A 22209-nucleotide genomic window follows, 5' to 3' on the forward strand; every position below is an offset into this window, starting at 1 on the left:
ATACGAGCCTCTTCAGCCAGTCGAGCTTCCTCAGCGATGCGGGCTTCTTCAGCCAGTCGCGCTTCCTCAGCGATGCGGGCCTCTTCAGCCAGTCGAGCTTCCTCCGCGATGCGAGCCTCTTCGGCAAGGCGTTTTTCTTCAGCTTTTGTGGGAAGTAGCTTGAGTAGTTTGGTATGCAGCCAACCAACACCACCGATACCATCGGCCCGCTGGGCTTGAACCCAGCCGCTATCGGGTTCTGATAGCAAGGTAATGGGTTGATGACGATAAAGGCGTAACTGTTTTTGGCTGTTGATGCTTGGCTCACTGCGTAGGTTCAGTTGATTCGCCAAAGATTCAGCTGGGCGACCTTCCGCAATCTCCCCTGGACCTTGACGTAGCAGCGGTCTATAAATCCAGCCTGCAACACGAGGATCTTGCTCTAGTGTGATTTCTAGCCAGTGCCCCTGTTGAGCGGATGCAATCAAAACATCCCCTTGCCTGACCCGGCCAGCGCGTTCAAAACGGGTTCCTGAACCTGCCCGTAAATAAGCGGCTTCAGTCTGCACAACCCAAGAGGTGATCTCTGGTTTAAGAATATCGCCTTCTGCAGTATAGATTTGTGCCTGCTTAAGTTGGCGGGCATGTTTAGCCTGTATGGCTTGGTTCTTTCGAACGTCGGCTTCGGCTTGGAGGGCTTCGGCTTTACGCGCCTCTTCGGCTTGTTTGGCTTGCTCAATTTTACGCGCTTCTTCCGCCATACGGGCTTTTTCAGCTTCCTCGGCTAAGCGTTGTTCTTCAGCCAGTCGAGCTTCCTCAGCGAGCCGCGCCTCTTCAGCAAGACGTTTTTCCTCAGCCATGCGGGCTTGTTCAGCCTTTTCAGCTTCCTCGGCTAAGCGTTTTTCTTCAGCCAGTCGAGCTTCCTCAGCAAGACGTTTTTCCTCAGCCATGCGGGCTTGTTCAGCCTTTTCAGCTTCCTCAGCGAGCCGTGCCTCTTCAGCTTTTTCAGCTTCCTCGGCTAAGTGTTTTTCTTCAGCCAGTCGAGCTTCCTCAGCGAGCTGCGCCTCTTCAGCCTTTTTGGCTGCTTCAGTTACACGCTTTTCTTCTGCTTTACGGGCGGCCTCTGTTTGGTCGGGGCGTTCTTCAATCAAATCCGTATGGAGCCAGCCAGGACCCCCTACACCATCTGTACGTTGGGCCTGGACCCAGCCACTGTCTGGCTCGGAAAGCAGGTGGATGTGTTGATTAATATAGAGACGAAGAAGTTTTTTGCTGTGGATGCTGGGTTCTGCACGGAGATTTATTTGGTCTTCACGGGGTATGGCAAGGCGACCTTGAGCAACCTCAGCTGCACCTTTACGTAGTAGGGGCGCATAGATCCAGCCCTCTATACGTGGGTCGCGTTCCATAGTGATATGGAGCCATTTGCCCTGTTGTTTGGATGCAACGAGCACATCACCTTGACGTACTCGGCCTGAACGTTCAAACGTTGTGCCTGCGCCTTGACGGAGGTACACCGAAGCTGCATTCACCACCCACAGTGTCGCTTCTGGTGCCGTTATCTCACCTTCAGCCACTAAAATTTTGACTGGGGGATGAGAGGGGGACTGTTCAGCCAGTTGTTGGAGTACAGCCTTCTCAATTTGAGCGGGTTGTTCAACAGAAGAGGTAGATTTGATATCTGTCGTGCTTACGGTGGTAACCGCTTCAACAAGATCCCCATGGATCCAACCTTGTGGCCCTTGGCCATCGGCACGGGCAACGCGCATCCAGTTGTCATGGTTCTCTTCAAAGACCACTAAATGGCGTTTACGGAACACCTGCATGAGTACAGGAGAACCTGGTAGTGGCTCTTTACGTACTTTAGCTCCCAGCACATTAACCTGGACCGTACGGTCAAACAGTTTGGGAACCTCAACCTCTAAACGCTCAAGGCCGCTTTTTAGGGTCCAACCAGCATCCTCACGGCGACCCCATTCGGCCCGTACTTTAACCCAATCCCCTTGCTCTTCCAGAACCTCGACAAACCGGCCAGAAAACCAAGCAAATTGACGTTGTCCGCTACCCTCAGGTGCGTTATAAATCACGACCTTTTCATGGGCAACCGACCAGAGCTGTGCGGGTGCAGCCTGCACGGTAGGTATCCAGGACATACAGGCCGCCAAAGCCAGGAGGCTTCCCAGGCGTCTGAATCGAGGTTGGATAGGGTCAAACTTCATGGGTTTCTACCATTGTTTTAAAATGGGCTCAGATACTAAATAAAGCCTGTTATCTTAACAGGATATCAGCGCCTTGCTGAGCGTAGTTCTATGCGTGTGGCACGGAACAACCAAAAAGTACTAGGCGAGAACGCCTTAGTATACGATTTTTACCACTTTTCATCATCTGCCAATATGCTAACGGCAAAAAATAAGTGCCCAATGTCCCATTAGACATCTGTGAAAGTGATCAGCATCGGTTTGTTCCTCCCCTTAAAGGGCAGTTTAAGACATACTGACCTGTCAAACTTAAGACCCAAGCGGTGAACCCCCCAACCCATACCAGTTACGAGTGGCATATGAACCGGGAAGCGCTTTTATCCAAATTGGCACAAGCCCGCCAGCAAGGGCTTAAAGCCCTGGACCTCTCTGGCCTTGAACTCACCGATCTACCGGACGAGATCGGGCTGTGCAGTAATTTGGAATCTTTGGACCTCTCCGACAATCGTCTGACGACTCTGCCGGTGGCACTGGGTCATTTAGATCGATTGCAACTTCTGGACCTAAGAGATAATCAACTGACGGATTTACCTGAAAATCTGGTTAAATTGCAGCGTTTGGCATTTTTGCGCATGGGCAATAACCGATTTTCCACATTACCGATGGTTGTCTGTCGTTTAAGTGGTTTACGCCGTTTGGTGTTACGGGGCAATCATCTGGCCTCTCTCCCGCCTGAACTGGCTGGGCTTAGCCATTTGCAAGAGTTGGCTTTGCATGATAACCGTTTGAGCACACTCCCAGAGAATATGGACCAATTGGGCCATTTAGAGACCCTTTTGGCACCGGGAAATCAGATTAAAGAACTCCCGGAGAGCTTTGCCAAGCTGCCTGCGTTAAAGCGGTTGGATCTCTCCCGAAACCGTATTGTGGATTTGCCACCTGAGCTGGGTGGTTTGCGTCATTTATCCTGGCTGGATCTACGCCACAACAGTCTGCCGGTACCAGAATCCATTTTGGAGGCGGTGCAGGAGCCTGCCAAAATTATCGGTGCCTACCACAAGGCCCTCTCTAGTGAGCGGCGGCACCTGGATGAAGCCAAATTGATGGTGCTCGGTGAGATGGGTAGTGGAAAGTCCTCGCTGATGAGCCGTCTGTTGGATGGCCGTTATATTGCGGATATGCACCCTACAGAAGGGGTGAATTTGCGAACCTGGCGTTTTTCTGATGGCATACGTCGGCTACGCTTGAATGTCTGGGACTTCAGTGGTGATGAGCACTATTTTGCGGCACACCCTTACTTTGTAACCCCCCAAGGGTTGATCCTGTTGGTGATGGATGGCCGTGAACCTGAGCCTGAGCGTCGGCTGGATCGCTGGATGCGGATTATCCGCTCCTTGGCTGGGCGTCAGGCCAGTGTGGCACTGATCTGTCATCGTGCAGATCGCTATCCGCTGGAGTTGGAGTGGAATGAAGTTCGTGAACGCTACCCCAACATCAAAGTCGTCGTAAGCCGGGCTTCTGCCATGACAGGGGAGGGGATGGAAGCGGTCCAGCAGGCCATTACTAAGCTGTTGGAGAACTTTGAACCTGCGCTGGAGATGTTTTGGCGGAGCTGGCTGGATACCAAAGCCATTGTTGAAGAGATTAACCAGAGCCATATCCCTTACCGTTTTTACCAAGCGCTCTGTCGTGAACGGGGCATTAATGACCCTGAGCAGCAGGAGCATTTGGCCAACCGGATGAATATGGTGGGTAGTGCGGTCTATTTCCGTAACCATCCACTGGCGGGTTCGACGGATGATTTACTCGATCCTGTTTGGTTAACCCAGGCGCTGTATCGTCCTTTGGGTTCCAAACGTATTCGTGATAATGGCGGTATTCTTGAGCGCCAAGAGCTGGGGCAAATTCTTGATCCTGGCCTGCATGGCCGTGATATGCATGCTTCAGTACTCACTTGGTTACGTCGTTTCCAGATCTGTTTTCCTCTGCTAGAAGAGCCCGGTGAAGAGCAGGCTAAGCAGCCCCAAGTCGAGCGTTTTTTGTTTCCGGATCTATTGCCGATCAACCGTTCAACGGTGGGCATGAGCCGAGAGACGTTAGATTTTTCTTACCACTATACCCATCTTCCCCCCGCTTTGATGGGGCGGTTACTGGTTCGGTTTTACGCCTTTTTGCACAGCCGCACCTGTTGGCGTGATGGTATTTTGTTGGCCTCAGAAGGGGGCGGAAACCGTGCTTTAATACAGGTCGACCGGAGCCAAGGCACCCTGCGTATGCATATTTGGGGGCAGGCTAAAATGCGGGCCGTCTTTTTGGCCCTTTTACGGTTATCCCTGGGGCGGTTGAACAGTGTATGGTCGGATTTTGAGGTTCAGGAAAAAGTACCTCTGGATATTCAAGGGGCTAAAGAGGTAGGGTATCGCCATCTTCATGCGATGCAACAAGCAGGTCTAGAAAAGTTTCTACCCGAAGGGGTGGCAGAGCCGATTGCTATTTCACCCTTATTGGAACCTCTAGAGCCGCCGCCGCCTCCAACAACACAGGAGCGTCATGCCCAGACCAAAGTCAAAAGGGTTACCCTTTTACAGCGTCTGGAACAGCGCAAGCGTCAGCAGGGGGAAACCCCAGCACCGACCCCTCATTAAGCGATAAAGAAGTTAACTATGAACCACACACCGTTAAACGGTCCGGATCTGGATCAGACCCGTGAGAGCCACCTGTTTGGTTCTTTAAGTGAAGGCGCTTGGAAACCGCTTTCTGCCCAGGTTAGCCGTCGTAAACTGGTGGGTGGTGAGATCCTATTTCAGCAGGGGGATCCTTATGAGGCCTTCTTTCTGGTCCTGCGTGGGGGGATTAAACTCTACCGCTTGTCACCGGATGGCGCTGAAAAGGTGATTGAGGTCATTATGCCGAGCCAAACCTTTGGTGAGGCGATCATGTTTGCCCAGGGTAACCGTTATCCGGTGACCGCAGAAGCGTTGGAAGATACGGTCCTGGTGGCGGTGCCGGCATCGGCCTATATGAACATGTTGGCCAAATATCCAGAGGCCAGTGTGGGGTTGCTCAAAGATATGAGCCAACGTTTACACCATCTGGTTATGGAAGTGGATCGGGTAACCTTACAGCGGGCCAGAGAGCGCCTGCTCTCCTATTTAGCCCAGCAAGTGGCCTGTGGAGATGGTACAACCTGTAATCTTAAGATGCCCCGTAAGGTCTTGGCCTCACGTCTGTCTATGCAACCCGAAACCCTATCTCGGCTCTTTCGGGGTTTGAAAGATCAAGGGGTGATTGCTGAAAAAGGGCAGATCATTACGGTATTGGATCAGGATGCCCTGCAAGACGGCTATATGGACGAGCTGTAGGTCCTTGCCTTAACGGATCGATGGAACGCCCCCCCCATGTGATGCGTTGTCTGTGCGGGGGGCTTGCCTCTATTTTTGTGTGATCTCTTTTAAATCCTCAGCCTGAGCCCGGTTCATCGCCCCCAAAGCAGCACTTAACGTCGCCGTTGCAGATTGCCCTGCCATGGGTTGCTTGTGGCGGTACCAGCGGCTTAACAGTGGAGGTTGGGTGCGTTTTTTAAAGATATGCCAACGGGCTTCTAAAACCACCTTATCCCCGACTGGCTCCAAGCGGAACAGCTCTGTTTTAAGGGTAACCCCCTGGGGGTGGTGGCGGTAGCTGTCATCCCGTACCACTCGGGCACTCTTGAGCAGATGGGCCAGATTAACCTGTATGACCCGGTTGATACCCCGTGATAAGGACTCCCCCCAAGAGGGGTTATCCTGCAAGGTGATGGTATGCCCTGGTTCCAGACGGCGCACTTGCTCATCACGGTTAAGATAATCTGGAATTTCAATGGGTCGTAAGGTTACGACCATACCATCGCTAGCGGGTGGTTGACCTGGTGTCACCAACGGTTGTAAGAGAGGCAAACCAGGGTCAGATGTTTGCGATGATGGTAGGGGCACAATGGTGGTGCAGCCACTAACCAGGAGCAGGGTGCCGAGAGCTAAAATGAAACGCATAGCCTGTTACCTTGAGGGTTATTTGTTTTTGCCAAACAACAGCGATTGGGGATCTTTTTCCAAGGCTGTGGCCAAGCTGCTTAAGGAATCTGCCGCATCGGTCAATGCTTTTAAGGTCTCCACCGTTTGATCATGGAGCGGTGCATCTGGGGCGACCACCGATTCTACAATGGACATGGTACGTTTGGCCTGCTCCAAGGTGGCTTCCAACGTCTTAAGGGAGCTGTTTAGGCCTTGAGTTGCGGTGGGCACCTCCCGACTTACCTGGGCTGAAAGCTGCTCTAGATGACCCATGGTGGAAGAAACCGAGGCAATGGCTTTTTCTACCGCACGGCTGTTGACCTGTTTATTTAATCCAGACAGTGTACCGTGCAGCTCTTTGCCAATATCTTCCAGAGGCAGCTTTTGCATCGTAACCAAGATATTCTTGATGGCATTGGTCATCTCGGCAATCTCGGTGGGTAAGGTGGGGATCTCGGTATATGGGGACTCAATGGCGGCCAGGTTAATGGCGGCACCGGGGTACCAATCCAGATCCACTAAGAGCTGACCGGTGATTAAACTCCCTGTCTTAAGACGCGCTCGCAGACCCTGGTTGACCATGGTATCCAACCACTCTTTCTCATCTTTGGGTAGCGTGTTACCCCCCAGCACCCGCTCAGGCTCAATCTCAACCAATACGGCAATGGGATAGTGGCCAATATCGGGATCAAAGCGCATCTGCACATCCAGCACTTTACCCACCTTTAAACCACGTACCTCAACAGGGGCCCCAACCTGTAGTCCACGAACAGACTCATCAAAGAACAGCACAAAGCGTACTTTCTTTTCATAAATCCGCTCTTCAATCGACTCTTTATTGGGGTAGAGCGGGAAGATATGGCCTTTTTTTAGGGATGCTTGGGTATCCAGAGAGCTTGGGGCGTCAAAGGCAATGCCCCCGGAAATCAGGGTTTCCATGGACTCTGTATTTAATTGAAAGCCATCGGCATTAATCGACAGATCCAGGCCGCTGGCATTCCAAAAGCGGGTGTTGCTGCGAATCTTCTGATCATGGGGTGATTTGACAAATACATGCAGCAGCACGCGGTCATGATCGGTATCCAGATCATGTCCCAGGACCTTACCCACCTGAATACCCCGGTAGAGAATGGGGGCACCGCTACCCATAGATCCTAACTTCTCTGTGCTGAGTAAAAAGCGGGTTCCTTGTTCATCTGTCCGTAAAAAAGGCGCTTTTTCCAACCCTTGAAAGCTGTCGAAAAACTGCCCGGTGGAGACAGGGTCCATGGCAATATAGACCCCAGAGACAATGGTTTCCAGACCACTAATCTCACGCATGGAGAGCTGTGGACGGACCACCCAAAAACGGGTATTGGCGGACAAATGTTGTTCCATCAGCCGGTCCATACGGACGGTGACTTCAACGGTCTTTAGATCTTCACTTAGGTGCATGTGCGTGACCGTGCCGACATCCACGGATTTGTACTTCACCAGCGTTTTGCCCGGAACAATACCCCCAGCCTGGGAAAAGGTAATGGTGATCTCTGGACCCATGGATTGCACATGATCCATCGCCAGCCATACCACATAGGCGGTGGCCAGGATAGGAATGAGCCAAATCCAACGGGCACCCCGTTTATGGCGCTTTTTGGGATGGGGGATTGGGCTGGGTAGATCAGTGTCGGCATTCACCGATGGGGCTCCTTAAACTGCGTGGTTTTAATTGTACGCACCACTTTAAAGCGGTTGAAGTACCGCTGCATTCTTCCAACAGGTCAGAGATGAGATGATCCCTGATGGGGCTGCTCAGGATGTTCTGTTTCCATGGCATCCCAGATCAGCCGGGGATCAAACGATTCTGCCGCAAACATGGTAAAAACAACCACCGCGCCAAAGTAAAAAGCGCCCGGTCCTGGGGTAATGGTGGCAATGGCCCCCAACTCAACCAGTGCGGTTAAAATGGTGATGACAAAAATATCCACCATAGACCAACGACCAATCCAAGCGGTTAGTCGATAGAGCTTTAAACGTGTGCGGGGCGCAACACGGCTACCCCGTTGTACAGAGATTAAGAGTAGGGTCATGGCCCCAAGTTTCAACATGGGAATAACCACACTGGCTACCAGCACAATCAGTGCCAGGGGCCACATGCCTGCACTATATAGAGAAATAACACCGCTCATGATGGTGTCGGTACTACTTTTTCCGACCTTAACCACAGACATAATGGGAAAGGTGTTGGAGGGAATGTAGAGAAGTGTCGCTGTGATCAGCAGTGCCCAAGTACGGGTAAGGGCATGGGGGCGACGGGTGTGCACAACCCCTTTGCAGCGGGGGCAAGGGGTGTGGTGGTCCAAGCTTGTGACCAGACCGCACGCTTCACAGCTTTGTTGATGGCGATGAATAGCGCGGGGGGCGCTCTGTCCATGGTAGCTCATAGGTTGACCTGCCAACGTCGCCATGCCAGTGCGGGTTCCAAAGAGGCACCAGCCCGGCTGGTGGCAATGACCAAACCGACAAAAGCCCATAGTCCTGGTTCCATGGTGACATAGGCCAGATCACCCAGCTTGGTTGCAGCGACCATCAAACCCAGCATATAGACCTCTAACATACTCCAGTGTCGGATAACCCCAACCTGCCGATAGAGTGGCGCACCCCATGCGGGTGGGGGGGTTGGACGACGCATTAACCAAGCCACAAAAGCGAGACCGGCAATATGTAACGTCGGGGCAATAACCCCGGTAAGTAGAACCAGAAATGCCACCACCGGGCTATCGTTGTGCCAGAGCGCCCTAACACCATCCCATATAGAGCCAGCCTGCCACTGTCCACCTGCTTCCAATGCCATAAATGGTAGCATGACGGCGGGGATAAGTAAGATCAGTCCAGAGAGCGACCAAGCCAGCGCCCGTCGAGCCCCACCCTGTTTGTAATGGAACAGGGTGCTGTGGCAGCGCACACAGTGAAACTGTCCTTCAGGTAATGGGTGGGGTACCTGATGTAGGGTATCGCACCAGGGGCAAGCCATGGTGTCAGTAAGGGGGGTTATGTCCATGGGCTCCATGGGGTTGCGGTGGTGGCAAAAAAACTGTGTTTATGATGACACATCGCTTTAGGGATGGGGAGGGGGGATATGTAGAGGGGGGATAGGTTTGCTCTGTTGTTGAAGAGGGGAATGCCATTGACCCCTTACAAAAAAGGGAGCACCCAACGTATATGGATACTCCCTTTTACACAGTGTCCAGACTGTTTTACAGCTTACATGCGTGTATGGCTATGTTCTGCTGTTTCAATAACTGCGGCATTGGTACCGCTGCTTCTTGTATGGACCACTACCGGTACTTTACCGGTATTTTCAATCTGCATTTCGTCCCCTGCACGTGGGTTGCGTAGGGTTACCATGCGTATGCCGTCCACCACCAACTCACGGCTTAGATCCACACCAAGCCCTGGGGCGTTATGGGTTAGGTTGACCGGTACAGGTTCCATGGACTCCAGCTGAACCACCACCGAGCGGGTTGCGCGTTCACGCAACGCCATACGGGTGGTGTGCCCAGGGAGAAGAATAAAGCGGTTGGTCCAATCTACCTGAGCTTCCAGCTGCTTAAAGGCAATATCACTGACTTCCAGCCGCGGGGCGTTTACACCGGGTAGAATACGCTCCACCACAGGGGGGGATTGTAGCAGGAAGATGGCCACACCCGCGGCCACTAAGCCCGAACCAAATGAGAGTGGCTGAAAGTGCATACGGTGGGCACGGCGTATCCAATGCCACAGCTGAACCACCGGGTGGGGGCCGCTATCGGCCGCGCCACTCTCTATACGCTCACGGGTGATTGTAGAGACAATCGCGTCAGCCATATCCAGCTTAGGCGCAGCATGGGTCAATTCGCGGCCCAGCTGGTTAAGTGCCTCTTCAGTCTCTACCATATGGCCCATACGTGCAGGAATATCAGCATCTTGGGCGGCAAGACGGTAAAGCTTGCGCATCTCTTGGCGATCTAAATCAGCATCCAGACCACGGCTTAGCAGCTCTTCGGTCTCTAGCTCTTTAAATAGATCTTGTTCTTTGGTATCCGGCATGATGGCCTACCCCTGAAGCCTGTTGGCTTTTTGCTTATGGCCCAACCCTCTGCAAGCCCCATTGCAGACAAGGTGGGTACCCTTTAAATGAGCTGTTTGTTGGCACATTAGCTGCGCTCTTTATGGTCAAACAGATCCAGCATCCCATCGTGTTTTAAAAGATCCCGTAGATGACGCCGAGCTCTAAAGACGCGGGTCTTCAGGGCTGAGAGGGTAATGCCTGCTACCGTCGCAGCTTCCTCATAACTCAGCTCTTCCAAAGAGATCAATGTTAACGCTTCACGCTGTTCATTGGGCAGAGCATTCATGGCCTGTTTTAGGGCCTTCATCCGCTCTGCCTCACCGGCATAATCCTGTGGGTTGGGACGTTGGTCTGATGTCCGGTCCAGTATGGAATCGTCGGTGATATCATATTTGTAGTGGGGTGCACGGCCCCTAAAGTTGCGCGCCATATTATGGGCAATACCTAAAACCCAGGTAGAAAACAAGGAATGTCCTTGAAAACGCGCAAGATTTCTATAAGCCTCTAAAAAAGTCTCCTGGGTCAAATCTTCTGCATCTTCGGTGGAATGGATGTGCCGCAGGATAAAATGATAAACCCGTGCCTGTAGCCGGCGTACCACCAAAGCATAGGCCTCTGGCTGACCATTGAGGGCCAGCTTGAGATGATCAGCATCTGGATCATTGGGCATAAAATTGAGGGGGGATTTCACTTCCATGATACCCCTCCCATCAGCCTTACGCTGAGGATTAGGGTGAACACAGAATTTTCTCCAAAATACCGGTAATACGAAGCGTCGCGCCTTGCTTAGCTAACACCCGACAGTCAGATTTCCAACCCGCCTGGCCACTATTGGAGACTGGAATATAACCAGACATTAAAATGAGTGGGGTGGCTGATTTGCGGCACTGTTTTTTGGAACAACAGAGCTTTTTCCCTGCCGGGATATCTCCTTTAAAGTCCGTACTGTCCAGTGCTTGAACATGGATACGTGCCGCTAATGCATTTTGTACGCAAAAAGCGGGTGGCTCTTTGTTATCTGCGGCGGCTGGGGGAGGTGTGCCCAGTAGTAAGGCCGCAAAAGCCAAGGCGATAATGGGTCTCATCATCCTGGTTCGTTTCCCTGGTTGTCAGCTCGGTACATGATCAATACAATTCCTTAAAAGGGTAACGGTTTGGTATGAATTAACCAAGCATTTAAGAACGCATCATAAAATGAGTGCCTCATCCTCACGGGTGTTATGTGTGTTGAGGGCTCTGGGCTTGTATGGGTAGACACCCCATTTATCCCCACACCAATGATGGGGGGGGATCGGACATACCTAGACCATATTGGCCATCTGCTCCAGAGCTTTTAAGGATCGTTGCATCACACGGTTTAGTGCTTTTAGATCATCATGAATCTCTGGCTCTGCCTGGTTGATACAGTAGTGTTCTAACAGGCGAGCTTGTTCACCCAAGCGGCCCAAGGCCATGTTGGCAGAGGCACCGGCTAATTTATGCAAAGCCAGCTCAACCTCTATCCATTGACCGGAGTCGGCGTACGACTGGGCTTGTTGCAGATAATGTGGGCCGTTTTGTTGAAAAAGCACCACGGTCTCTAACAAGGTGGCACGGTCTAGCATGGTGACCATACGGTTCCAGTGGGTGGCATCTAAAATGGGGTGTGTATCCCCATCGGTAGGGCGACTGGCTTGGTGTGAGGATGACTTAGCGGGTGGATTTTCAAGGGTGATGGGGTGGGGGTTGTGTAAAACCCGGCGGAAATCTTCCATATCAATGGGTTTGCGTAACAGTCCGTTCATGCCTGCAGCCAGAACCTGAGGTAAAATATCTTCATCCTGACTGGCTGTAATGGCCACAATGGGTAGTTGAGCCCGACTGGGTTCAGCATTACCACGAATACGCCGACTGATGGTGTAGCCATCCAGATCCGGCAGGCTAAGATCCAATAAAATCAGATCCCATGTCCCCAAATAGAGTTGTGTTAAGGCCCCGACACCATCTTCTTGAGGGGTAATGCGATGACCTGTGGATTCCAATAATGCACACATCACTTTACTGTTAATGGGGTCATCCTCTACCAATAAAATACGTAGGGATTGATCAAGGTTAAGTGGTTCCATGTTGGTTTTCCAGACAACAATGGGATGGGGGTATCCCCATCCCATTGTATGGCAACGGTGGTACGGCGACATACCGCGACGCCCCTAGCTTATCATGTATAAGGGCGCTTGGTTGGTATGCTGTTGCACCGTTTAGTTGGTAAACATACCTGCACGGATCAGTTCACGCTCCATCAGTTCAATCTCACGGGCACCTGAGACAACAACATCCGGATGGGGAACGTAGTCAAGCTCAGGGTTACGACCCTCATAAGGTACCGAGTTCAAAATGGCCAACATGGCGTTCAAACGGGCCAGATATTTATCGTCTGACCGAATAATGGTCCAAGGGGCCCAAGGGGTGTGGGTGCCCTTAAGCATGCGGTATTTCATCAATGTGAAGTCGTACCAGCGCTCTTGGGCCTGCATGTCGATCTCGGAGAGCTTCCACTGACGGAGTTGATCGGTTTTACGACGCGCAAACCGGTTGGCCTGCTCATCTTTGGTCACACTGAAGTAGAGCTTGACCAAAATGGTATTACCGTTGACCAGATCTTTTTCAAAAGAGGTCACACCATCCATAAAGTGATGGTACTGCTCCTCTGTGCAGAAACCAAAAATGGGTTCAACCACGGCCCGGTTGTACCAGCTGCGGTCAAACATGACCAGCTCACCACCAGTGGGCAGCTGCTCGACATACCGTTGGAAATACCACTGTGTCTTTTGTTCCTCAGTAGGTTTGCCCAGCGCCACAACCCGATAGTGTTTTTCGTTCATATAGCGGGTACACCGGCGGATGGTTCCACCTTTACCAGCCGCATCCCGCCCTTCGAACAGGACGACCATCTTCATTTTTTCCTGTTCCAGGTGTTTTTGCAGCTTAATCAGCTCAGACTGATAAGGTTTAAGGCTGCGCTCCTGCTTGCGGCGGGTCAAAGCTTTACCGGCTTTACGCTTATACTCACTAAAGCTTTGACGTAAACGGCCATTTTCATCACTGAGACGACGGTTATCACGAAGCAGCTCTTCAACCGCTACTTTTTTTCCATCCACAATTACATAATCGGGGTTCTCAGTGCTCATAATCACCATCCAATGCTCAGTAGGGTATAGACAGAGGTCTGGGTTACCAAAAAACGGCCAAAAAGCGGTGTAATATCGCGTCAACATGCGATGTTTTCACTTGGGGCCTGTCAAATTGGCACCTTTATCCACTTTACTAAAAAAGGGGGGGATATAGAAGATTACAATGGACCCATGATGCGTTTTTTGTGGTCAGGTGACAGGGGGATGCCTAAGGGATGTCAACAGGGGTAAGAAACCCGCCTTGGCAAGGTTTGTCCGTGACATCCACCCCATGGCAAGCCAACACAAACGCTCTAACTGGGTTGGGTGTTCGCCTGGCGTTGGGTGGAACAGGATTGAGAATAAAATGCAGAATGGGTGTATGACCCCTTCTATCGTGGTGTGGGTTACACCGTCTCGTTGGTTGTCGTTTGTAGGGTAAGGCCGGTTTCTTCGGCAATGGCCTGAAAGCCTGCATCTACATCTTTCTGTATTTGGGTGATTTGCGCAGCAAAACTGGCAGAGTCGGTGCTTTTTTCTAAAGCACGTGCCTGTTCCATCACCCGTTCCAGCCCTAAGGTAGAGGCACTGCCTGCCAGTTTATGGGCGGTATGTTTGAGTGCCCCTTCATCACCTTGTTCCAGCGCATGTTGCATGCCACTTAGGCAGCTATCCGCCGTGGCTTTAAACGCAACAACAATTTTTTGAAGATGATCAGCATCCAGGCTTTTGACCAGATAACGTAGCCGCTCTACCTTAAGCCCTGGATCATCCTGTGATGGCGTGGTGGCGGGTACGGAAGCTGGAAGGGGTGCTTCAACAGGCCGAATATTGGATTTTCGGGGGGGGCCTAAAGGAAGACCAAGCTGAGCCAGGGCATGGTTCAGGTGCACCAACCGTATTGGCTTGGTTAAAACCTGTTGCATGCCGACTTCCAGGCAGCGATCCAGTGTGCTTTTTAAAACATCCGCTGTCAGTGCGACAATGGGGGTTTCTTGGTTCTGCCCCTCCTGTCGGATCAGTTCAGTCGCCGTTAACCCATCCATTTTAGGCATACGCAGATCCATAAGGATCACTTGGTAGCGTTTTTCCTGACAGAGTTTGACCGCCTCTTCACCGTTTTTGGCGACATCCACCTGGTGTCCTTCATCCTGCAGCAGCGCCGTAGCGACCTGCTGGTTGACCATCTCATCTTCCACCAGCAGCAGTGAAATAGGTTTTAGGGTAAGGGTCTCATCATTTTGGGTGAAGGGGGTGATGGGTTGATCTGAGATCTGTAGGGGTAGGGTGACACGGAAGTGGGTTCCCTTGCCCTCTTGGCTCTCTACAATAATGGCACCTGCCATCGCTTCAACCAACCGTTTACTAATGGCCAGCCCCAACCCAGTGCCCCCATAGTTGCGGGTGATACTGCTGTCTGCTTGGGTAAAAGGATCAAACAGTTTGGCCAATTTGGCGTGTGCAATCCCGATCCCCTGATCTTCGACAGAGAGCTCAACCCAAACGGTATCTTCCACTTTTTCATGTTGGCGTAAATGCACCCGTACCCAACCTTGGTGGGTAAACTTAATGGCATTGCCAATAAGGTTGAGTGAAACCTGACGCAAGCGGGTGGCGTCCCCTAACATGGTTTCCGGTAGTTGTTTATCAATCTCCAGCTCTAAGGTCAGCCCTTTGTTTTGAGCCTGGGGCCGCATAACTTCGACCAAATTTTGTAAAATTTGTATGGGGCTGTAGGGTTCCCGTTCCAGGACCAGTTGCCCCGCTTCAATTTTAGAGAGGTCCAGGACATCGTTGAGAATATCCATTAAGACAATGCTGCATTTGGATATGGTCTCTACTTGCCGGTTTTGATCTTCATTCAAAGCACTGCGTCGTAAGCGTTCCAACATGCCGGTAATGCCGTTGAGGGGGGTGCGGATTTCATGGCTCATGGTGGCCAAAAAAGCACTCTTGGCATGGCTGGCCGCTTCAGCATCCTGCTTGGCTGAAGAGAGCTCCCGTTGGGTCTCTTTAAGGGCTGTCACATCAAACGAGCAGCCAATAAGATACTGGACCTCATGATCTTGTCCACGGAAGGCGGCACCCTGATCACGGATCCACCGTACAGAGCCATCAGGATGTAAAATTCGGTATTCAGCTTCCCAGGGTTGACCCTCACTATTGGCGATGCGTTTAATGACAAAATTGCGGTCACTGGGGTGTATGCTCTCCAGTAACGATTGTGGGTTTTGGAAGAGGTTCTCCCGTGGTTTGCCCCAAATCCGTTCATACGCCGGACTGACAAAGTGCATGCGGGTTAACTTAGGGTCGCTCATCCACACAACCGCAGGCAGGCTCTCTGTAATGATCCGCAAACGGGTTTCGCTTTCTGTCAGGGCTTCTGTGCGCTGGGTAACCTCTTGTTCCAATCCTTCATGGGCAATACGTAGGGCTTCTTCCGCAATTTTACGGGCAGAGATGTTGCGAATGGTGGTCAAAATACCCGTGATCTGGCCTCGATCATCGGTAATAGGGGTTCGTACCACATGGAGCCACAGCGGGTTGTTGTCTTGATCAATGGCCTCTTCTTCCCGTTCGGAAGGTTGGCCGCTTTCCAGAACTTGTTGATCTTCCTGATTAATGCGTAGTGCCTGTTTAATTGGAAAAAGGCGGGCATCATCCTGTCCAATAATGGCCTCTTTATCCCGGCCTACAAAGGCACAAAAGGCAGGATTGACCACTTGATAAATACCCACACGGTTTTTGAGACTGATCAGGTCAGGATTGGCAGCCAGCAGTGTTTGAAAACGATTGCGTTGGGTCTGTAGATGCTCTTGATAGTCATCAATGGCATGAGACATAGACTCAATGGCTCGGGCCAGAACCCCCATTTCATCTTCACCATGCAAAGGGATGCGCACCATGCGCTCATGTTGAGCAATACGCTGTGCAGCCTCGCGCAGTTGATCAACGGGGTGCATAACTAAGCGCCGTAACATGATGTAAAGCAGGGCCAAAATGGCGGTGGTTAACAGGGTAGCAACCAGCAGGGTGTTTTGACGGATTTCCGTCACGGCATGCACCAAGCGATTATCACCTACGTGGAGTAGAATACGCCAGTTCCAGGGATGGAAAGGACGCTGTAGATAGAGTAATCCACCCCCCTCACTATCTGGGCGTTGTAAATGGCCAAGCCCTTTATGGGGTGCGGTCTGGTTGAGCTGCCTGAGTAGTTTTTGTAAGCCAAGCGGATGCTGTGGTGCGGCATGTCCCTTGGTTGCATGTTGAATGTCGCCATTGGCATCATAAATCAGCACGTGTACCCCATGTTTTTTGGCGATACGTTCGGCCTCTTTAAAAACCTCTTGGCGATACTGATGGACAAAAGAGGAGATTTTATTAAGCCCGTTCTCCTGCAAAATGGTATAGCGCCGTTCTAGAGCACTCTCAATAAAACCGTCCAGAAGGGTTTCCAAATAGAGTTCATTGGTCTTTTTAATCTCAGCCGCTGTGGTCAGATAGTGCCACCAACCCAAGCCAAACAGCGCTGCCAGAATGGGCGGCAGCAGAACCAGTGCAAATTTGGTACGTAAATTCATGGCAATACCTCATGGTAGAGGTTGCCTTTGGCCAGTTCCATCATCTGTGAAGGGATAACCAGATTCATGCGGATGGCTGTGGCCAAGTTGATGCTCATGGTTATCTGCTTGGGTACAGCGACCGGAATTTCCCCTGGGGATGCCCCTAACAAAATAGCCGAAGCCAAATGTGCCACCTCTTGTCCCGCTGCATCCATGTCTGGTGAGATATGAATGAGCGCACCCCGTTTGACACTTTTTAGATCTATACCAAACAGCATAGGGTGTTTGGAGTGTTGTTTAAATTGGGAAAGATAGTGATCATTATCCGCCAAAGGTCCGTGGGCAGACCACCAATAATCCACCCGATCTTCCAGTGCCTGGATCGCCTGAATGAGGTGCTCTTGCAGCATGGGAAGATGTTTAGGAATGGGTTGATAGGGGATGATTATCTGTTCCAGTGTGATCAGTGGCTCGCTGGCGATCACCTGTTCCAGAAGTTGGGCATCCCCCACCGCAGAAGGATAGTCTGTATGGATTAAACCAATACGTATGGGCCGTTGTTTGGTCGGGGTTGTGAGTATCCGTTTAACCATATCCAGCAAAATGCTGCGGTCAACCGCATTCGCTCTGCCACTGATGGGGCGCTTGTTGACCTGACCCAAAGCGGGGACCAAACCGGCTCCAACGGGATCTGCAACCGTCATAAACAGTAGTGGGATCTGATCTTCAGCCAGTAGATCCATGGCCTCTTGGCTGGCCAGTGTAGCACTGGTTACAACAAGATCTGGGCGTTTGCTCGCCACAGCCTGGCTTAGCAGTTGACGTGCGCGGCTTCGGTCCCCTTGGGGGTGAAGAATTTGCAGGTCAAGATTGTGCTGATCTCTAAAACCTAAACGGTCAAGATGTTTAATAAAAGCCGCAGTCTGCCCCGTTATAGTCGGTACAGACATGGAGGGCATGACAATAACACGGTAGCGGGGTGAGGCGTGGAGTGTGGATGTGCTGAACAGCAAGAGGGCAAGTAACAGTAGCAGCATATACCGATGCAGCCACCCCCAAGGATAACCCTGCACGGAAATATGCCGTGTTTGTAACGCCATGGATAGCCTCTCTTCGGCTCCGTTTTGGATCGTATCGGCTTAAGTCTAAAGAGAACAAGGTGTTATAGAATTAGCGTGCGCTCTTTATGCCTGAATAGGTTCGTACTTATGTGACTAATAAATCTAAATCGTTACCCCAATAAGGGCAGGGGCCGATCGAAATTATTGGCCATTCAAGCCATAACCGACACGATAGAACGTTTGAGAATATGGTTTGATGTCACACTCCACCCCTACTAGAGATACCTTAACCTAAGACAGCATGTCAATTTAATGGTGGGTGTTTGAATATGAATAAGACTAAAGTTAGTCTTATATAAAGAATACTTTGGCACTATTCTATCCCATTAGGATAATGCTCTATAGGTCATGACATTAGGTTGGTGTGCATGAGATACAAACCATCGAGCAAACATTGAATAAGTCATTATAAAAGGGGTTGTGAGAAGAAAGGGTTAGCGCGAACAGGGCGCTAGGTGAGTAATAAGCATTATATTCAATGGTTATGAGCGTGTAGAGGAGATTAAAGAATAAGTGCCTTGGATCACGTGCAGGCGTTGGTCAGGTTCCATTAGTTGGTGTGGTCTTGGTAGGCAGACACTCTTTGCCAACAGATGCGCGTAGTACTTTGCGAGATAACATGGCGCTACTCTTCTCGGTCAGCTATGCACACACTCATCCCATGCTGCAGGAAAGACTTGAGCTGTTTTGGGCAAGAGAGAATCAACCGGTGTTACACCCTATGCTGCGCTTAAATCCGTCGTCCTACCCAAACCACCCGGCCAATGACACAGAGTTGCCGTGCTTGTTCGGGGGAGGCACTCTGTTCGCGGTAGATGGTATTGTCACTACGGATCAGAATGGTCCCATCCAGCATGCGTTGAGCCCGTTTGACTATAAGTAGGTTTTCTAGCCTCAACACATAAATGGCATCATCTTTGACCTCATTACAGCGGAGATCAAGTAACAGCATATCCCCCCCCCGTAAGGTTGGTTCCATGCTATCTCCATGTACATTGATCAGTGCCAGCCTTTCACTGTCCAGCCCCATCTCTCCGATAATCCAGTCTGTTTTAAACGCCAGTTTTTCCATAACGGGTTCATGTTCGATATTACCACCATGTCCGGCACTGGCCTCTACCGCATAGCGAGGCACTAAGGTGTATTCATCTTCACGAAGCGTGTGGTGACTGGTTGCGCTTTGTCCCTCTGGGTGTCCCAGCCCACAAGCCAACCAACCGGCATCAACCTCAGCAGCTTGAGCAATGGCGACCAAACGAGAGGTCTTGGGTTCAGATTGCCCGGTTAGATAGGTCTCAATGGTGCGCCTGGGAATATCGCTAAGCCTGGCCAAGGCATCGCCACTTCCTACTTTTTGTGCACAGTGCCGAAGACGTTGTGCCAAAGAGTCTTGCATGGTGTTGCTCCACGCCTGTAGAGAGAACAATAAATATAGCAGAAAGCTGCTATACCTCTATTTTTGACCTGTCTTGCCCCTTAAAGTCAAGGTTTTATGAGCGTGTTGTAGATGGATTTAAAGGTATAACACTTAAAAAAGCTTGCCAATATAGCTGAATACCGCTAGATATAGATTCACCAGCGCAGAAAATCGACATCAAACGCAGAAAGCTGCTTGATAAGAGAGGCCAAACCATGCAAACTTACCAACAGATCAGTACAGTGCGTGTTCGGTTGAAAGATAATCAGCATCGGCAGGGACGTGCTGTAGCGTTATGGGGTGATTATGTCTTGGTAACGCTAGATGGGCACAATGAGCTGCCCCGTCCCTATGATCCTGTGCTTGTTTCTGGTCTGGATGGCCAGCCTTGGCATGCTTCACCAGGTCGCCAAATGTCCCAAGCATGGCGCCGACCTGTTTAAGCGCTTTGAGCTTTGCCACATGAGATCATGTGGCACTTGGGTATAACGATCAGGTGGATGTTTTGGTGTAACTCTTTAAACCTGTGTGTATCGAAGCAAGGTCGCGGCTAACTTTATGGGTGCATGGATCGATGTGACGGCCAAGAAGCTGTCACATAAATGGAAAGTGATGATTGAAACAACCTTCTGTCAGGGCTTGTTACCCAAAGGGTAGAGGCGATTCGGCAGAGCAGAGATTGGGTGGGGGAATACCCCGCTCCCGTGACGGCTGCCACCGTGACGGAACCTGCACCTTTGAGGGGTGTGGTGGGGGTGGGTAATGCCTCCCGACGCATATTTCGCGTCCAATGTGGATGATGGCTCTCCCTTCCATCATCCACATGGTTCGGGAAAAACGAACCATATTTGTGCAAGCCGGATGTCATGACATCCGGCTTTTTTTTGTCTCACTATTCTGAGGGTGTTGCCAAGCTCTATTCTACTGGCGCAGGATAGGTGTTCCATGGAAGTTAAGGTAAAGGTAGGCAGATCCGTGTTGGAACACGAACAACATCTACAGTGGCAAACATGGCAGGTCCCGGTCCTTTTTCGCCGTTCTAAACGTGCCCGTCGCTTACGGATTACCATCGGGCAGGAGGCGGTTAAGGTGACCATGCCCCGTGGTGTATCCCTAAAGCATGCTCAGGATTTTGTGGCACAAAAAGAGGCATGGATTGGTCGCCATTGGTCCACCGCACAAGAAAAAGCACCACCCCAGTGGGATGCGTTAACCACCGGTATGCCCGTTATGTTGTGGGGTGAAAAATATACCCTTCGTTTGGCATGCGGTGAAAAAGTGGTGGCGGACGTACAAAAAGAGGGGGCAACCTTGCAGGTGCTCTTTCCTCCGGACTGTTCAGATCTGGTGGCCCAAAAGGCGATGGAGACAGCACTAAAACGTTTTTTTACGCAGACTTTGCGTACCCAGTTGGAACCGTGGGTTAACCAGTATGGTGAACGCTATCACCTACAGCACAATGGATTACGTATTCGTGCCATGCGTAGTCGGTGGGGTAGCTGTGGTGTACGCAATACCCTGAATTTTAATCGCCATTTGGTACATGCTCCAGCCCAGGTCGTACGCTATGTGGTGATCCATGAACTGGCCCATCTACGTCACCGGAACCATGGACCTCAATTTTGGGCGCTGGTTGAGCAGATGGATCCTCACTTCTTAGAACACCGTCTTTGGTTACGTAACCATGGCCATTCACTCGGTTTGCATGTTGCTGGAAAAGTGTTGTAAGTATCAAGGATTATGGAACTTCCTATCTCTGTCTCATTCCAAGAGGCAGCATAATACCGGTCTGTTAAGCAATTCCCTTGTGACATTACCCATGCTAGGGTGACACAGAAAAAAGCATAAAAGGCTGGTACGCTTTTTTACTTCTTGTTGGTTGTTCATCGCTGTTTTCTTGTTAGGTATCCATGTTATGCCAGGTCTTTCCATACGTACGCGGTTGTTTGTTCTCTTCTTATTGGTGGCGGTGGCTCCATTGGTAGCGGTGGGCTATGGGCTGCTTAGTAGTTTTGAACAGAGTGTGACCCGTGCTGTCTTACAAGACCTGTCCCATATTGCCGATAAAAAAGTCGTTCAAATAGACTCCCATGTTGAAGAGCGGTTGAAGGATCTTAAGCTGGTCGCTTCTGAGCCTGATTTACGATCACTGCTCTCTCATATGGTACGCAACAAAGGGGGTGCTCTGTTACGGCTCTCTATTCTCAGTCAACATGTCGATCCTCACCTGATTCAATACATGCAGCAGGGTAACTATAAAGATCTGCTCTTAATTGCACCGGATGGCCGGGCGGTGATGCAAAATTTAGGGGGGGAGATTCAACGTTTTCATCTATTCCGCTCCCAACTAAACAGCAGTCATTTGGCGGTAGCGGTTAGACAGGCGATGAAGACAACCCAACCGGTCTTTTCACAGCTGGCTATTTTTCCCATCGACGGTCTGCCAAGTCTTTTTTTGGTACATCCTATTTTGGAAGAGGGGGGGGTGGAAGGGGTGATCGCGCTACGGCTGGATGCCAGCCGTTTTGAACAGGTTGCGCGAGATAATATTGGTTTGGGCAAGACCGGTGAAACTGTGTTGGCCCGAGCAGAGGGGGAGAGTGCGCTCTTTCTGTTTAATCTAAAATTTGATCAGAGTGCGGGTTT

Annotated in this window: 17 protein-coding genes and 1 pseudogene; 5 read left to right on the forward strand and 13 right to left on the reverse strand. The window is 51.0% G+C overall.

From position 1 onward, the window contains the following. Window positions 1-2132 (reverse strand): annotated as a pseudogene (locus V5T57_RS06370) (hypothetical protein); the annotation flags it as partial. Window positions 2133-2500: 368 nt separating this feature from the next. On the opposite strand from V5T57_RS06370, the gene V5T57_RS06375 reads away from it, so the two are divergent. Further along, on the forward strand, window positions 2501-4822 hold the full coding sequence (locus tag V5T57_RS06375; protein WP_332890342.1) for a leucine-rich repeat domain-containing protein: 2322 nt from the start codon (window positions 2501-2503) through the stop codon (window positions 4820-4822). A gap of 18 nt (window positions 4823-4840) precedes the next feature. Beyond that, complete coding sequence (locus V5T57_RS06380; protein WP_332890343.1) at window positions 4841-5539, forward strand: Crp/Fnr family transcriptional regulator; 699 nt, start codon at window positions 4841-4843, stop codon at window positions 5537-5539. Window positions 5540-5608: 69 nt separating this feature from the next. Here V5T57_RS06380 and V5T57_RS06385 read toward each other — a convergent pair whose 3' ends face one another. The 12 genes from V5T57_RS06385 to V5T57_RS06440 all read right to left on the reverse strand — a co-directional run bounded on the left by V5T57_RS06385 (window position 5609) and on the right by V5T57_RS06440 (window position 19542). After that, on the reverse strand, window positions 5609-6205 hold the full coding sequence (locus V5T57_RS06385) for a PqiC family protein (RefSeq protein WP_332890344.1): 597 nt from the start codon (window positions 6203-6205) through the stop codon (window positions 5609-5611). 18 nt (window positions 6206-6223) lie between these two features. After that, the gene (locus tag V5T57_RS06390) at window positions 6224-7900 is read right to left on the reverse strand and encodes a PqiB family protein (protein ID WP_332890345.1); all 1677 of its coding nucleotides are present in this window, start codon (window positions 7898-7900) and stop codon (window positions 6224-6226) included. An 83-nt stretch (window positions 7901-7983) separates the two neighbouring features. Then, window positions 7984-8670, reverse strand: a complete 687-nt coding sequence (locus V5T57_RS06395; RefSeq protein WP_332890346.1) for a paraquat-inducible protein A — start codon at window positions 8668-8670, stop codon at window positions 7984-7986. Then, window positions 8643-9263: a paraquat-inducible protein A gene (locus tag V5T57_RS06400; RefSeq protein WP_332890347.1), complete on the reverse strand. Its 621-nt coding sequence runs from the start codon at window positions 9261-9263 to the stop codon at window positions 8643-8645. The genes V5T57_RS06395 and V5T57_RS06400 overlap by 28 nt, the downstream gene beginning before the upstream one ends. 203 nt (window positions 9264-9466) lie before the next feature. Continuing rightward, window positions 9467-10291, reverse strand: a complete 825-nt coding sequence (locus V5T57_RS06405) for a hypothetical protein (protein ID WP_332890348.1) — start codon at window positions 10289-10291, stop codon at window positions 9467-9469. Between the two features lie 107 nt (window positions 10292-10398). Next, window positions 10399-11010, reverse strand: a complete 612-nt coding sequence (locus V5T57_RS06410) for an RNA polymerase sigma factor (RefSeq protein WP_332890349.1) — start codon at window positions 11008-11010, stop codon at window positions 10399-10401. A gap of 31 nt (window positions 11011-11041) precedes the next feature. Continuing rightward, window positions 11042-11401 carry a hypothetical protein gene (locus V5T57_RS06415; RefSeq protein ID WP_332890350.1) on the reverse strand — a complete coding sequence of 120 codons (360 nt, stop codon included), beginning with the start codon at window positions 11399-11401 and terminating at the stop codon, window positions 11042-11044. Between the two features lie 213 nt (window positions 11402-11614). After that, a complete protein-coding gene (locus V5T57_RS06420; protein WP_332890351.1) occupies window positions 11615-12418 on the reverse strand; it encodes a response regulator in 804 nt (267 codons plus the stop codon). A 132-nt stretch (window positions 12419-12550) separates the two neighbouring features. Next, window positions 12551-13480: a polyphosphate kinase 2 gene (ppk2, locus tag V5T57_RS06425; RefSeq protein ID WP_332890352.1), complete on the reverse strand. Its 930-nt coding sequence runs from the start codon at window positions 13478-13480 to the stop codon at window positions 12551-12553. 389 nt (window positions 13481-13869) lie between these two features. Further along, the gene (locus tag V5T57_RS06430; RefSeq protein ID WP_332890353.1) at window positions 13870-17043 is read right to left on the reverse strand and encodes an ATP-binding protein; all 3174 of its coding nucleotides are present in this window, start codon (window positions 17041-17043) and stop codon (window positions 13870-13872) included. Further along, the gene (locus tag V5T57_RS06435; protein ID WP_332890354.1) at window positions 17040-18125 is read right to left on the reverse strand and encodes an ABC transporter substrate-binding protein; all 1086 of its coding nucleotides are present in this window, start codon (window positions 18123-18125) and stop codon (window positions 17040-17042) included. Before V5T57_RS06435 ends, V5T57_RS06430 begins: the two co-directional genes overlap by 4 nt. 751 nt (window positions 18126-18876) lie before the next feature. After that, a complete protein-coding gene (locus V5T57_RS06440; protein WP_332890355.1) occupies window positions 18877-19542 on the reverse strand; it encodes an XRE family transcriptional regulator in 666 nt (221 codons plus the stop codon). 236 nt (window positions 19543-19778) lie between these two features. Between V5T57_RS06440 and V5T57_RS06445 the strand changes: the two genes are divergently transcribed. The 3 genes from V5T57_RS06445 to V5T57_RS06455 form a co-directional block, all read left to right on the forward strand. Further along, window positions 19779-20006 (forward strand): hypothetical protein, encoded by a 228-nt coding sequence (locus tag V5T57_RS06445; RefSeq protein ID WP_332890356.1) that lies wholly within the window; start codon window positions 19779-19781, stop codon window positions 20004-20006. 532 nt (window positions 20007-20538) lie between these two features. After that, the gene (locus tag V5T57_RS06450) at window positions 20539-21291 is read left to right on the forward strand and encodes a M48 family metallopeptidase (RefSeq protein WP_332890357.1); all 753 of its coding nucleotides are present in this window, start codon (window positions 20539-20541) and stop codon (window positions 21289-21291) included. A 187-nt stretch (window positions 21292-21478) separates the two neighbouring features. Next, a partial coding sequence (locus tag V5T57_RS06455) for a cache domain-containing protein (RefSeq protein ID WP_332890358.1) occupies window positions 21479-22209 on the forward strand: 731 nt, incomplete at its 3' end.

The sequence above is a fragment of the Magnetococcus sp. PR-3 genome (genome assembly GCF_036689865.1).
Taxonomy (GTDB): Bacteria; Pseudomonadota; Magnetococcia; order Magnetococcales; family Magnetococcaceae; genus Magnetococcus.

What these genes read in the sequence shown, in the direction of transcription:
- V5T57_RS06415 (WP_332890350.1), bottom strand. Translation starts at nt 11,401, where the DNA reads ATGATGAGACCCATTATCGCCTTGGCTTTTGCGGCCTTACTACTGGGC.
- V5T57_RS06430 (WP_332890353.1), bottom strand. Translation starts at nt 17,043, where the DNA reads ATGAATTTACGTACCAAATTTGCACTGGTTCTGCTGCCGCCCATTCTG.
- V5T57_RS06405 (WP_332890348.1), bottom strand. Translation starts at nt 10,291, where the DNA reads ATGCCGGATACCAAAGAACAAGATCTATTTAAAGAGCTAGAGACCGAA.
- V5T57_RS06385 (WP_332890344.1), bottom strand. Translation starts at nt 6,205, where the DNA reads ATGCGTTTCATTTTAGCTCTCGGCACCCTGCTCCTGGTTAGTGGCTGC.
- V5T57_RS06400 (WP_332890347.1), bottom strand. Translation starts at nt 9,263, where the DNA reads ATGGACATAACCCCCCTTACTGACACCATGGCTTGCCCCTGGTGCGAT.
- V5T57_RS06420 (WP_332890351.1), bottom strand. Translation starts at nt 12,418, where the DNA reads ATGGAACCACTTAACCTTGATCAATCCCTACGTATTTTATTGGTAGAG.
- V5T57_RS06410 (WP_332890349.1), bottom strand. Translation starts at nt 11,010, where the DNA reads ATGGAAGTGAAATCCCCCCTCAATTTTATGCCCAATGATCCAGATGCT.
- V5T57_RS06435 (WP_332890354.1), bottom strand. Translation starts at nt 18,125, where the DNA reads ATGGCGTTACAAACACGGCATATTTCCGTGCAGGGTTATCCTTGGGGG.
- V5T57_RS06440 (WP_332890355.1), bottom strand. Translation starts at nt 19,542, where the DNA reads ATGCAAGACTCTTTGGCACAACGTCTTCGGCACTGTGCACAAAAAGTA.
- ppk2 (WP_332890352.1), bottom strand. Translation starts at nt 13,480, where the DNA reads ATGAGCACTGAGAACCCCGATTATGTAATTGTGGATGGAAAAAAAGTA.
- V5T57_RS06380 (WP_332890343.1), top strand. Translation starts at nt 4,841, where the DNA reads ATGAACCACACACCGTTAAACGGTCCGGATCTGGATCAGACCCGTGAG.
- V5T57_RS06445 (WP_332890356.1), top strand. Translation starts at nt 19,779, where the DNA reads ATGCAAACTTACCAACAGATCAGTACAGTGCGTGTTCGGTTGAAAGAT.
- V5T57_RS06395 (WP_332890346.1), bottom strand. Translation starts at nt 8,670, where the DNA reads ATGGCGACGTTGGCAGGTCAACCTATGAGCTACCATGGACAGAGCGCC.